Raw genomic sequence first — 14,031 nt, 5'->3', positions numbered from 1 at the left:
ACGCCACGGCGCGGAAGCGACCGCTCGCGGGTGCGGTTGGAAGGTGTCCGATCTCGTCATTTTCGTTAGGTTGCCCATTCTAGCCTAAAGTCGACCGCGCAAAAGAGACGATTTGGTCAGACAGGGAAATGACGCGAAGGCAGTGCCGTTCAGGGATGGCGCTTGGCATCGAGTCTCCAGGAGCATCCGGTTACCACGATGCCGACCCCGTTGATGATTCGACAGGTCGTTCTTGCCGCACTCACGCTGGCAAACGCTGGATGCGCCAGTCGTGGCGTGCTCGAATCGTCCCACCTGCGCTCCCTCACCTCCACGAAGAACCTCCGACAAGATCCCAACTACCGCGTCGCCACGGGCGATACGCTTCGCATCACGCCGTCCGACGGCGGACCCTGCGAAGAGGTTCGTGTGCGCCCCGATGGCTGCATCGAACTGCCCGAGGGCAAGGAGCTTCGCGTCGACAACATGACGACCGCGGAGATCTGCCAGCGCCTTTGCAAGGAGGGCTGCCCCTGTTGGGGTGAGGGCCGTGTCGAGGTGGGGGCCTTCAACGGCCAGTTCGTCTACGTCTACGGGGATCGCGACTTCGACGAGCCGGTGCCCGTCGCCTACCACGGTCGCGAGTCGCTCGTCGACTTCCTCAGGCGGGTCGGCTGTCGTTCGCGCAAGGGCTATCGCGTTCGCGTCGTTCGGCCGCGACGCTCGATTGGTGAGGTTCCCTACATCGCGACCGTGAAGCTCGATAGCCATCTTCGTCCCCTCTCGACCGAGCGGATCCACGTCGAACCGGGCGACTACGTCTATATCGAACCCGACCGCCCCGAAACCGCCTCGCGTTCGCGCGGCGCCACCTTCGGATCCCTCGCCCGACTTCGCAAACGCCACTCGGAATCCTACGTCGAGCGGTAGCGCGGTCTCCCGCATTCCCATTCTGGGAGCGCGAAGCGCGAACCCTGGGCTACCTCCCTAAGAGAACACCGTTGCCGTTTGTGCAAGGAATCGTGTGTGATTGCGGCGTGGAAATCGTTGCCGTTCATGTAGGGAATGTCACGCGGTCGGGAGAGGTGCGGGGGCCACGATCTCTCGTTTTTTAGTGTCGAAGTGCCGGTGTTTTTTGACTTTATGCCGAAGGCATTGTCTAGCGAATCGTGTGTGATTGCGGCGTGGAAATCGTTGCCGTTCATGTAGGGAATGTCACGCGGTCGGGAGAGGTGCGGGGGCCACGATCTCTCGTTTTTTAGTGTCGAAGTGCCGGTGTTTTTGACTTTATGCCGAAGGCATTGCCTAGCGAATCGTGTGTGATTGCGGCGTGGAAATCGTTGCCGTTCATGTAGGGAATGTCACGCGGTCGGGAGAGGTGCGGGGGCCACGATCTCTCGTTTTTTAGTGTCGAATTGCCGGTGTTTTTGACTTTATGCCGAAGGCATTGTCTAGCGAAGCCCAGGGTCGCGCTTCGCGCACCCTGGGTGGCGATGATCAACGGTCCGGAAACCCTGAAAGGGTTTTCTAGACTACGCTGCCGAGTCTGGCCAAGAGGGCCGTTCATCGCCACTAGACAACCCCTTGCGGGGTTGGTTTTTTGATGGTTCGGTACCCAGGGTGCGCGAAGCGCGACCCTGGGCTTCAATAGACAACGGCGTTGCCGTTGACGACCAGATGAAGGTGTTGCCGTTGACGACTAGACAACCCCTTGCGGGGTTGGTTTTTTGATGGTTCGGTACCCAGGGTGCGCGAAGCGCGACCCTAGGGCTACCTCCCTAAGAGAACACCGTTGCCGTTTGTGCAAGGAATCGTGTTTGATTGCGGCGTGGAAATCGTTGCCGTTCATGTAGGGAATGTCACGCGGTCGGGAGAGGTGCGGGGGCCACGAACTCTCGTTTTTTAGTGTCGAAGTGCCGGTGTTTTTGACTTTATGCCGAAGGCATTGTCTAGCGAAGCCCAGGGTCGCGCTTCGCGCACCCTGGGTGGCGATGATCAACGGTCCGGAAACCCTGAAAGGGTTTTCTAGACTACGCTGCCGAGTCTGGCCAAGAGGGCCGTTCATCGCCACTAGACAACCCCTTGCGGGGTTGGTTTTTTGATGGTTCGGTACCCAGGGTGCGCGAAGCGCGACCCTGGGCTTCAATAGACAACGGCGTTGCCGTTGACGACCAGACGACGGCGTTGCCATTGACGACCAGACAACGGCGTTGCCGTTGACGACCAGATGAAGGTGTTGCCGTTGACGACCAGACGACGACGTTGCCGTTGACGACCAGATGACGGCGTTGCCGTTGACGATGATCGACAGTCGTTCGCTGCCATCGCTTCACGTCATGGCCTCATGCGACGAGGTGCGTTCGGTTCCCTTCCTTGATCCTACCCGATCGTCATGCCTCGTGCTCGCTGGGGCGACAGCCTTTCCTGATGGGCCAAGGCCCACCCTACAACTGCGTGCTGGCCAGGGGCGAGTGCCCTTCCCTGGTGGGCGATGGTCCTTCCTCCTGTTTCCCTCGCTCGGGAATTCTCGTTGGCACTGGTCCTTCGGGCCGAGTATGGTTGCTGCTGGGCAATTTCCCTTCTTCTCGAATTCACGAGGCCGCGTATGTTCGCACGTTGGTCAACGCTCTTGATGCTTCCTCTCGTCTTGGGTCTGGTGGCCGGATGCGGCGGAACGACGTCGACCCAGGCCAAGGCCAAGCCAAAAAACGCCGACGACTCGGCATCGACCCCGGCGGATCCGGAGACCAAGACCGACGACGAGATGTCGACCCCCGAACTCCCCGAGGACAAGCTCATCTCTCCCTTCGAGTCCGGCCCCCGCGCCAAGGCGACGAAGAACTCGCTTGGGATGAAGATGATGGTCATTCCGGCCGGCGAGTTCACCATGGGGGGGTACTTTCACGAACGCGATGCCAAACGCCGCGAGGACGAGTTCCCCGAACACACCGTCAAGATCACCAAACCCTTCGCGATCTCCGCGACCGAGGTGACCGTCGCCCAGTTCGCGCAGTTCTGCGACGAGGCGAAGTACAAGACCCTCGCGGAGACCAACGGCAGCGGTGGCGAGATCCAAGTGGGCGGCAACGAGCCCGCGTCCCAGCAACGCTCGGTGAGCTGGCGCTCGCCCGGCTTCGAGCAGACTAAATACAACCCCGCGGTACTCGTCTCCTACTCCGACGCCCTCGCCTTTTGCGATTGGCTGGGCAAAAAGGAAGGGGCGACCTACCGGCTGCCGACCGAGGCGGAGTGGGAGTACGCCTGCCGTGCGGTCGACCCGATCTGGAAGCAGCAGACGCTATGGTCCTTCGGCGACGAGTATCCCATCGTCGATGACTACGCGTGGGTCAACTCCAGCGGCGGGAAGGGAACGCATCCGGTGGGGAAGAAGAAGCCGAACGACTTCGGCCTCTACGACATGCATGGCAACGCGGGTGAGTGGGTCTCGGATTGGTATGACGCGACCTACTACGCCAATTCCCCCGAAGCCGACCCGAGCGGTCCGAAGACGGGCGACTTTCGCATCATTCGTGGTGGGGACTGGACGAGCCATCATTGGGACACGATGTCGGGCAGGCGTCGTCCCGTGCGGCCCGACTACCGTTCGAACGTTGTCGGGTTTCGCGTGGTTCGCGACGAGGGGGGCAAGGCTTCCTCGACCGCTTCTCAATAGCGGCCCGGTCCGCGTTCCGACGTGATGTCGAAGGTCGGCGTCGCGGGCATCTTGCGCGGCCGGTAGCTGGCCGAACCCTCCAGACGAAGCATGTATACCGTCCCATCGCCATTGGCGGTGACGAGATGGCGTCCCTCGGGGCTGTAGATCACGCTGTTGACCCGACCGTTTCTGGGGCCGATCTGGAAGGTCGCTTCCGGCTGGCGCGACTCGGTCTGCCACAACCGGACGGTCCCGTCCTCCGAGCCGGAGGCGAACTGCTTCCCATCGGGCCGGAAGCAGAGCGTGGTGATCGCTCCCTCATGGCCACGATAGTCCTCGATCGACTCACCCGACTCGGTGTCCCAGAGCGAAATCGCCCCATCCTCGGCACCGGTCGCGACGAAATGCCCGTCGGGACTGAAGGCGACGGCGGTCGGGGTGGAGCGACTCTCGCGAATCGTCATCCATTCGACTCCTTGGGTGACGTCCCAGATCTTGATCTCGGCCGGTTCGCCGGTGTCGTTTTGGCAGACCGATGCCAGCAGGCTTCCCTGCGGGCTGTACGCGATGGCACGCACCGTCTGACGGCTGCCCTGCAAGGTGAGCCGCACTTGGCCGGTCGAGGCATCGAGAATCGCGACCGATTCCGGCTTGGGGAACCCGCTCACCGCGAGATGGCTACCACCGGGGCAGAAGCTGACGTCGCTGAGGTCGTGCTCGCTCTCCTGCGACCAGAGGATCTCGCCGGTCGTCAAGTCGCGGACGCGGACGGTTCGCTGATTCTCGAGCGTTGCCACGCGTTGGGTCGCCTCGTCGACGTCGAGCCTTCCCGAGAAGGCCGGCACCGCCAAGTCGCGGGTCTCTTGGTTCTCGCGAAGATGAAGGACGGAGAGTCCTTTCTTCGGGGTCGGAACGATGAGCAGTTCGCCGTCGCGGGAGAGCTTCGCCTCGTGACGGTAAGTCCATTCGGTCGACCCCGCTTGAGCCCACACCGCGACGATCGGAAGATCATCCACGAGCGGCGGGCCGAAGCCGGAGTCGGAAACGAAGCTCCGCCCGTCGTGCGGGCTCGGCAATCGCGACAACAGCGTGGCCGCCCGCAGACTCTCCTTGGTCTGTCGCCAGCGGGCTTGGAAATCGAAGAGCGAACGGCGCAGTCGCGCGACGTCCGGATCATCCGCGTTGCGGGTGGCGATGTCGGCGACCGCTTCCTCGAGTTGGGTGATCTCCTGACGTCGCCGGGTCGCGGCGGTGGGGGCCCAGCGAGGATTGAGCACGCGTCGCTCGCCACGCGCCAAGTCGACGGTGAAGGTCAGCGGCAAGTAGCCGGGACGGGACATCGCCACTTGGCGCTCGCCCCACGAGCCCGGATAGACCAGACTGCCGACCGTCGGAAGCAGTCGCGTCTTTCCATCGACGATGATCGTGCCTCCGGTCCGCTGATCCTCGGGCCACTGGACGTCGATTTGGGTCTGGCCGGCCTTGTTCCAAAGGATCGAACCACCGACCAGCAGCAGGGTCGCGGCGATCACGGTCGACACGAGGTGACCCCAAGGCCGCGACCGCTCATCGATGGACGAGTCACCTCGACTCAAGGGGGCCGGGGACTTGGTCGGATCGTCGAGCGTCGCCAACCAGGTGGGGATGTCTTGTTCGGGAGAGTCGTTCCCCGAATCGCGCCTTGGCGCGACCTCGATCGTTTCCTCAAGTTTGGCGATCCCCGGATCGTCGATGACGGCCAAGTGGCGCGCCTCGGCCGGCGAGTTTAGCCACGCCTCGAGCGCTCGGATCACGTCCTCGAAACTCTGGTAGCGATCGGCGGGCTTCTTCGCCATCATGCGGCGCAAGATCGCGTCGAGCGTCGGATCGCCTCCCGGAACGCGGGGAATGGGATCCTTCGCGTGCCGAAAGAGGGCATCGATCGAGTTCTTCGCCGGGTAGGGCGGTCGACCGGTGAGGGCAAAGTAGAAGGTGCACCCCATCCCGTAGATGTCGCTGCGAACGTCGGCTTGGCGCGTGTCGCGCGCTTGTTCGGGAGCCATGTAGTCGACGGTGCCGACGAGGGAGCCGACTTTGGTCAACTGAGCGTACTCGCTCGGTCGCTCCTCGGGATCGACTTGCTGGGGAGCGGTCAGTCGCGCGAACCCGAGATCGAGCACTTTGAGGCGATCGTCGGGAGTAATCATGATGTTGCCGGGCTTGACGTCCCGGTGGGTGACGCCGCGGGCATGGGCGAAGGCCATCGCCTCGGCCGAACGCAGCATGTAGTCGGCCGCGACAGGGGCCGAGAGCGGGCCGTTCTTGCCGACGAGCCGGCGCAGGTCGAGTCCCTCGACCCATTCGAAGACGATAAAGTGGATGGGACCATCGGAGCCGACATCAAGGGCGCGCACGATCCCCGGATGCTCGAGCCGGCCGTGAGCGAGCGCTTCGCGGCGGAAACGCTTCAGGGTCGAGGGGTTCTCAAGCCGATCGGTCCGCGGGATCTTGAGGGCGACGCGGCGGTCGAGCTGGATATCGAGCGCGCGAAAGACCGCGCCCATGCCCCCTTCGCCGAGCTTGCTCTTGAGCCGATAGCGTCCCTCAAGCAACAGAAAGCGTCCGCGCTTGGCGGCGATTTGGCGAGCTTCCCAAATGGTGAGGAACTTCCGCTTGATCAGCGCATCAGCCAGTCCCTGCATCGTGCGCTGTTCCCGATTGAGTCGATCGCGCACGGCAGTGACCGCGGCCCGCGTCATCAGACCGCTGGCGACGACCTCGTCGATAAATCGATCCAGCGTCATGATCCCCTCAGGGGCTTTCTTGACTCGATCACTCATAAGAGAGAGGTCACCCAAAGTGGTGAAGTTCGGCGATTTGGGCCGAACCAGTTCAGGAACAACTCGCGAGCGCCTCGGCGGCCGCGCGTTCCTCTCACGTCGAGGATGCTCATCGTGTTGCATACTCCGCCGGTTAAGGCGTTGGTGTGTGTTTCCGGTCCCACAGCAGTCGTTCGGTTCGCTTCATGGCGTCTTCTCGTCTACTTCCCTGATGCGCGAGAGGCGTTGGCGACAGTGACTACCCTTTTGGACACATGAACGTGGCCGGCATCGTGGCGGCCGAGGGGCCTCCTCGGACGAGGCCATTTGGCACTTTCGAGAGGCCTCCACTCAAGGCCGGGGCCCGCGAGGCACGTCGAAAGAGGGGGTCGCAGGGGGAATGATCTCCTTCGCCGGACGGACGTACGCTCAGGAAACGCTTGCGATGACGTCTTGTCTTGTTGATCGGCTTTCCTCCAAGGGCCCCAGCAACGCAATTGCCCCCAAAGCTGCCATCCAACCCAAGCTTCCCACGTATTGCCCTTCCGAGAGGAACATTGCTCATCTCCGGCAAACAACGACTGATACCATCAGGTCGACCCAGCGGTTGCGGTCGTCGAAGCCGGAGAGTGCGGATACTGGATCGCGTACCCGTCTTCAAGCCGGGAATCATCATGCCCGGTGCCTTTCTCATCCTTGAACGCCCCGGAGCGGTCTTGTGACAACGCGTTACGATCAATCGCGAATATTGGTCACCAGAGCCGCCTCGGGGACATATGCAAACGCCGCGCCGTGGACCTCTTGGTCGAGGAACGGGATTGTTTGCGACGTATCCTCAATTGCGGTAGGTGTTTGAGGTGTTTTGTCGCCAGGTCGCATCCGTTCGATATTGGCGTTAACGTCCGATAAAGAGCCACCGAGCGAAGCACGAAATCTCGCTCGACGGGCAGCGGGTCCCTCCGGGGACGTCAACGGGTTGTTCTCCGCCGGCTACGGTAGGTCAAAGAAGGTAGGGATCAATAGCGGGGCAATCAAGATTTGATGAAGCAATGGTGAACGTCTGAACCGCGTCACCAGATTCCTTGTGCGAGTCCCACCAGAAGACTGGTTCCCGTCCGCGGACAGGAGGCAAAAGCTGCTCGAAAACGACGCCCTTTGGTGCGTTTTGGAGGGAATCTAGCGCCGTGGCGATTGTATTTGGTCGAAAAAGAAGTTAAAAATAACCGAATTCCGCGTACGGCGCGCGAACCGCAAGATAGGGTCGCGTGTCAACCATTGCGACGGTCCTGTTTGGCAGGACAGCGCAGGAATCGATTCCGAGGCCGCGACAGGTGTGGCTCGGGGTCACTGATCGGTCTAGTGACCGACCCGCCTGGGGGAGAGTCCCCAGGTCTACCAATGATTGCTCCCTCTAGTTTGCGGAGGTGCCGAAGATGTTCGATCGCATCATCGAGACCATTAATGCGGCTCAGGCTATTGCCATTAAGGCCGGCGTTGATGTTCGCGTGAGCGTTATCTCGGTCGTCACCTCCGTGGTCATGTCCCCATGTTCATGGGCTTTCCATCGAGGGTCGACGCCCTGGTCGTATTTGTGGCGACTCCTGTTCCAAGGAGTTGGCCTAACGACGACCAAACCGCGCCCGTTCGCCATGAAACGCGAACGAATGCGGTTACCGATGCGTGGCGTCACGGCGTTCTGTTGCGCTAGCTGACCCGAACGGGATTATTCCTTCTCGGAAATTCGTTCCACGCATCGGCTCGCTCCTTCGGACCGCGAGTGGTTGTTGACGTTGCGCTCTGTTCGCGCGTTGCCAACCTCTTCTCGCTCCTCGGAGTCGAACGTCGCGCGACTTCCCATTGATTTCTCCCCATAGATGAGCCGAGGACGCTCCCCCCGCGTCGCTCGGGAAAGGACATGACACAGATGGATACCCAAACCTCAACAAGGACTGACGACGAGGAGCGGGCGCTCGCCCGCTTGGTCAACCGGGCTCAAGCGGGTGATCGGGATGCTTTTGGCGAACTGACCAACCGGTACCAGGGACTCGTCTGGGCCACCGCCCGGCGTTGGCAGTCAGACCACCACGAAGCGGCGGAACTGGTTCAGGAGGTCTTCCTCCACGCGCTTCGGAAGATCCCGCAACTGCGGGAGCCGGCTTGCATCGGTGCGTGGCTCCAGCGAATCACGGTTCGCTTGGCCCTCAACCGCAAGACCCGACGGCCGCCCCTGGCGACGGTCGGTCCCGAGCAGATGGAGCAGCGACGCGACTCGGGCGACGGCCCGCTCGATAGCGTGCTCGATCGGGAGCGGCGCGACTTGGTTCGCGAAGCGGTCGCGAGCCTGCGTCCCATGGACCGGGACGTGCTCGTCGCCTTCTACCTGAACGGTCGCTCCTTGGCGTGGATCGCCGAGGAGTTCGAGGTTCCCCTCGGCACCGTGAAGCGGCGTCTGCACGTGGCCCGGGGTCGACTCGAGTCGGTGCTCCGCACCACCTCAACGCTCGCGGATCATGCCGCCGATGACCAAGAGGTCGACGATGACGCGCCCGAGCGTTTGGAGCCACGGCTCCCGCGCGACGGCACTCGTCGACGTGACGAGGTCGGCGCCCCGGTCGCGGTGGCCGTCGCCTCATGACTAACCCTCAGCAGTGAAAGCCCTCCGAAGTTCGGAGGGCTTTTGCTTTTTCTTGACATCGTCGGGTGAATGGTTGCGCAACACGTGCAGTGGTTCTTAACCCACCATCTCCGAGAGATGTGGTGAATGATCTCCCCGTAGGGCAGGCCATTTGCCTGCCATCTTCCAAGAGTCGCAGTCGCGCCGGCAGATGGCGTGAACCACGGCGCACTTACTCCTCGATCTCGCCCGAAACCCTTTGTTTTACCCCCGATCCGAACGTTTCGGCGGCACCCCTGGCGCAGGCCATTGAAGACGGATTGTCGTTTTCCGACAACGACCAGTGACGTTGTCTGGGCCGAGAAAAGTCATGGGGCATGGGCGATCCTTGGCAACGCCGACTCGGTTGCCTTGCCCTGGTTGCTCGTTCGCGAAAGGCGCCACGCATGTCGACTTGGTACCAGGAGAGTGTGTCCGGGGTCACCAGCCAGCTCGATTCCCCCATCGAACGTGGCTTGGCGGAAGATGAAGCCAAGCGACGGTTCGCTCAACACGGCCCCAACGAACTTGTGGAAACCGGCGGCCGTGGGCCGGCAAAGATCCTCTTGGAACAACTCAGCGGAGCGATGGTCGTCCTGCTGATGGTCGCGGCGGGCGTTTCCGCTCTCCTAGGCGAGTTCACCGATTCGGTGGTGATTCTCGTCATCGTCGTGCTCAATGCGGCGCTCGGGTTTGTCCAAGATTATCGAGCGGAGAAGGCCCTGGCGGCGTTGAAGAAGCTGGCCGTCCCGATCGTCCGAGTCCGGCGTGGGGGGAGCGTGCGCGAGGTCTCCGCTCGCGAATTGGTTCCCGGTGACATGGTCCTCTTGGAGGCCGGCAACTACGTGCCGGCCGATTGTCGCTTGTGGGAATCGGTCAATCTCAAGGTTCAAGAGTCAGCCCTGACGGGGGAGTCGGAGCCTGTCGAGAAGCAGGTCGAAGCCTTGGCGGGGGACGACATGCCGCTGGGCGACCGAACCAACATGGCCTACATGGGCACCGTGGTGACCTACGGCCACGGACAGGCGGTGGTCACCGAAACCGGCATGGAGACCGAACTGGGACAGATCGCTCGGTCGCTCCAGACGGTCGAGGCCGAGCCGACGCCGCTACAAAAGCGACTCGCCCAGCTTGGTCGCGCGTTGGCGATGATCGCGATCGCGATTGTGGCCTTGGTCTTTGCGATGGGAGTGCTGCGGGGAGAGAACTTCCAGTTGATGTTGATGACAGCGATGAGCCTCGCCGTCGCGATCGTGCCGGAGGGCTTGCCGGCGGTCGCCACGGTGACGCTCGCGATCGGCGCGCGTCGCATGTTCCACCGGCGGGCGTTGATTCGCAAGCTCCCCGCGGTCGAAACGCTCGGTTCGGTCACGGTGATTTGCTCCGACAAGACCGGAACGCTGACCGAGAACCGGATGACCGTTTCCGTCCTCGACGTGGCCGGTCATCGGCTCGAACTCTCAAAGGATTCGCGGACTAGTTCGCCGTCGACCGATTCCGAAGACTCCGACCAAGCTTCCACGATGGGGAGAAGCTCGGGGCAGAACGCTTCGCTGGCGCTCCTGCTCACGGGGGCGAGCCTGTGCAATGACGCGGAACTCGACATCGACGAGAAGGACCAGGAATTGCGAGCCATCGGTGATCCGACCGAAGGGGCTCTGGCGGTGGCGGCCGCCCGCTTTGGACTTCACAAGGACGAGCTATCGGAGCGAATGCCGCGCGTGGCCGAGGTGCCGTTCGATTCGGACCGCAAACGGATGACGACGGTGCATCGGATCGAGTCCTCGTCGCTCGAACAAGACGACGGTCCCGTCCCCTCGGCGATGCGATCGATCGTTCGCATGACTTCCGACCACATCGCGTTCACCAAGGGGGCGGTCGATGCGATCGTGGACGCGTGCCAGCAGGTCTGGGACGGTGACGAGCTGACGTCGATGACTGACGACTGGCGCCGTCGCATTTCGAGGGCCAATGAAGAGCTGGCCGCCAGTGGCATGCGCGTGTTAGGAGTCGCGATGCGACCGTTCGACACGGCGATTGAACAGGAATCGGGCGGCTCGCCCACAAGTCCCACGGAAGATGACGAACAGAATCTGATCTTCATTGGGATGCTCGGGATCATCGACCCGCCGCGAGCCGAGGCCGCCGAGTCGGTCGCCCGCTGCCGTTTAGCCGGTATTCGGCCCGTGATGATCACGGGCGACCATCCCCTGACCGCCACGCATATCGCCCGTCAACTGAGCATCGCCGAGGATGGCCAGGTGAGGACGGGACAGGAGTTGGAAGGGACCAGCGGTGACGAGCTGCGGCGCACGGTCGAAACGACCTCGGTTTACGCGCGGGTCGCTCCCAAGCACAAACTGCAACTCGTCCAGGCGCTTCAAGACAACGGCCATGTGGTCGCGATGACGGGCGATGGCGTGAACGACGCGCCGGCCCTCAAGCAAGCGCACATCGGGGTGGCGATGGGGATCACCGGCACCGACGTTTCCAAGGAAGCGTCGCAGATGGTCCTTCTCGACGACAACTTTTCCACCATCGTCAACGCGGTGGAAGAGGGCCGCATCGTCTACGACAACATTCGCAAGTTCGTCAAGTACACGATGACCAGCAACGCGGGCGAGGTCTGGGTGATGGTGCTTGGTCCCTTGATGGGCATGCCGCTCCCCTTGCTGCCGCTGCAAATCCTGTGGGTCAACTTGGTCACCGACGGGTTGCCTGGACTGGCGCTAGCCCTGGAACAGGCCGAGCGGAACACGATGAAACGTCCTCCCTATCCTCCGAAAGAGCATATCCTCGGACGCGGCATGGGCTGGGATATCGCCTGGATCGGGCTGCTGATGGGAGTCGTCTCGTTGGCGATGGGCTACTGGTGGTGGGCCTCTGGCGCGGCGGGCGAAGCCCGTTGGCGTACGATCGTCTTCACCGTCTTGACGCTCGCCCAGATGGGCAACGCCATGGCGCTGCGTTCCGACCGCGATTCGTTGTTTCGAATCGGCATCTTTTCCAATCGGGCGCTGATCGGTGCCGTGGCCCTGACGTTCGGCTTGCAACTCGGCGTAATCTACTGGGCGCCGCTGCAAGGCATTTTCAAGACGACCGGGTTGACCTTGTTGGAGCTCATCTCTTGCATCGCGTTGAGCACCATCGTGTTCTGGGCCGTCGAGGGGCAGAAATTGCTGTTTCGTTCGCGAGACAAAGCGGCTGGCGAGAGTGGGGCGTGATCGAGCATCGGGAGAATTCCGGGAGGCGTCGTCAGTCCGGTAGTCCCGTAGGGCAGGCAATTTGCCTGCCATCTTCGAAGAGTCGCGACGGCATGGCGCCGCCTGGTGGCGTGAGCCCCAGGAAATAGAGGACCAATAGGTTCGTCGTCCTGAAGGGACGGCATCGGCGGGATGCGGAAGGTATCGTTTCTTCAGAGTTCGGGGATTGGTGGCTGATGGTTTACCCCGGACTCACATCCGCGGCTACGCGATGGCGCTGCTTCGCGGCTCGGGGAAGGCCGGAAGCGAACGAATGTCAGGCAATGGCCTGACCTACGGGAAGAGATGGCAATCAACGACCGGGACTCAAACGAAAGAGCCCTCCGGCGTGCGGAGGGCTTGAGGTTTCGATGATGTCGCGGCGACTGCTAGGGCTCGCTGAAGATCAAAAGCGGGCCGCTGTTGGTATCTTCCTTCGTCTCCTCGGTCGGCACCGATTGCAACTCGTCGGCGGAGGGAATCAGGAGCGGCAGACCGAGCGTCTCGACATCCGACGGGGCGATCTCGACCGATTCCATCGCCGACTCGGGCACGAAACGCGACTCCTCGATTTCTTCGACCGCTTCCACCTCGGCCATGATCTCCGGCTCGGTCGATGTTGTCATTGAGGCGGGAGCCCGAAGCTTGCCCACGATCCGGTGACGCGGCTGGTCATCCTCGCGGTTGTCGGTTGCCACCGGGGCGATCGCGAGCTCTTGCGACGCGCGGTACTCCGGCGCGACGATGAGCCGCCGTTCGACCAATCGTTGATCCTTCGGATCGAGCCGGAACCAGCTCTCGCGGTCACGCATCGTGCGGGGCCAATTGCGCTGCGCCGAGACCGGCTGCCACGTCTTGGTGCTGCCGGGCCAGATCCGTCGTCCCATGCGGCGGAAGACCCCCGCGAGCGGTTCGCCCGAAACGATGCCGAGTCGCCAGTTGCCGTCGCCGACCTTTCCGACGCTCGATTCGCGTTGGCCGTGATCGACGGTCATGACGGCGTGGCCCTTCTCCTTGTCGAGCAGGACGAGTTTGCCATCTTGCCGCTCCATGTGGGTTTCGTCGCTGCCCGCGAGAAGATCGACGATGGGCAACTCGAGGCGATGGCTGGAGGTGTTGACGATCCGCGTCGAGGCGACGACCCCTTCGGCGTCGGTGGAGACGGTGTAGCTCAGTTCGCCCTGATAGGGTTGCGCCGGATCGAAACGAACGCCGACGGTGTTGCCGTGGCGGAGGGGCCTGGCTCCCTTCCAGCCGATCGAGGGACCAGCCGCGTAGAGGACTGGGTCCTTGCCCGCGACGAGGATCATGCAGCCGCCGGCGCGCTCCTGACCTTTGGGGCCTTGGGCGGTCAGGACGATGGCGCGGGCCGAGTCCGACTCGAGGAGGAAGTCGCCGGGGAGGACGCCCAACTCATACCAGTTGGGGACCTCGGACGCGATCGTCGAGGAGTGCAGGGGGACGACCCGAGGCGATGCGACGAGGTTGGCCGGGAGAAGAAGCGACAGCAGTCCGATCGCTGTCAGCATTCGCGCATGGTTCATGGGTCACGCTCCTTCACTGAGGTCGATTCGTGGCGGGGCGGGCGCGCGGCGTCAGGTGCCGACGGAGAGCGCTCGCCCCGAAGTTGCTGTATCGGTCATCGACGTTTGTCGGCGGAGGGCTTGATGGGAAGCGCGAGGCTCCCGCGCGCGGTCGATGGAG

The 14,031-nt window shown here is 62.7% G+C and carries 6 protein-coding genes; 4 read left to right on the top strand and 2 right to left on the bottom strand.

All coding sequences use genetic code 11. The features are described 5' to 3' along the window. Positions 1-162: 162 nt before the first annotated feature. Both Pan216_RS25355 and Pan216_RS25350 read left to right on the top strand, forming a co-directional pair. Positions 163-909, top strand: a complete 747-nt coding sequence (locus tag Pan216_RS25355; protein ID WP_145262607.1) for a polysaccharide biosynthesis/export family protein — start codon at positions 163-165, stop codon at positions 907-909. A 1,675-nt stretch (positions 910-2,584) separates the two neighbouring features. Continuing rightward, positions 2,585-3,652, top strand: a complete 1,068-nt coding sequence (locus tag Pan216_RS25350; RefSeq protein WP_419192986.1) for a formylglycine-generating enzyme family protein — start codon at positions 2,585-2,587, stop codon at positions 3,650-3,652. On the opposite strand, the gene Pan216_RS25345 is transcribed toward Pan216_RS25350, so the two are convergent. Next, entirely contained in the window at positions 3,646-6,417 is a 2,772-nt protein-coding gene (locus tag Pan216_RS25345) for a WD40 repeat domain-containing serine/threonine protein kinase (RefSeq protein ID WP_419192985.1), read from the bottom strand. The genes Pan216_RS25350 and Pan216_RS25345 overlap by 7 nt on opposite strands. Before the next feature lie 1,939 nt (positions 6,418-8,356). Here Pan216_RS25345 and Pan216_RS25340 point away from each other — a divergent pair. Both Pan216_RS25340 and Pan216_RS25335 read left to right on the top strand, forming a co-directional pair. Further along, the gene (locus tag Pan216_RS25340) at positions 8,357-9,067 is read left to right on the top strand and encodes an RNA polymerase sigma factor (protein WP_419192984.1); all 711 of its coding nucleotides are present in this window, start codon (positions 8,357-8,359) and stop codon (positions 9,065-9,067) included. Positions 9,068-9,492: 425 nt separating this feature from the next. Beyond that, positions 9,493-12,309 (top strand): cation-translocating P-type ATPase, encoded by a 2,817-nt coding sequence (locus tag Pan216_RS25335; RefSeq protein WP_145262599.1) that lies wholly within the window; start codon positions 9,493-9,495, stop codon positions 12,307-12,309. A gap of 407 nt (positions 12,310-12,716) precedes the next feature. On the opposite strand, the gene Pan216_RS25330 is transcribed toward Pan216_RS25335, so the two are convergent. Continuing rightward, positions 12,717-13,871, bottom strand: a complete 1,155-nt coding sequence (locus Pan216_RS25330) for a hypothetical protein (RefSeq protein WP_145262597.1) — start codon at positions 13,869-13,871, stop codon at positions 12,717-12,719. Positions 13,872-14,031: the final 160 nt, after the last annotated feature.

The organism is Kolteria novifilia (assembly GCA_007748055.1).
Lineage (GTDB): Bacteria > Planctomycetota > Planctomycetia > Kolteriales > Kolteriaceae > Kolteria > Kolteria novifilia.
The sequence above is the reverse complement of the archived record's forward strand: the minus strand, read 5'-3'. Positions and strand labels throughout refer to the sequence as shown.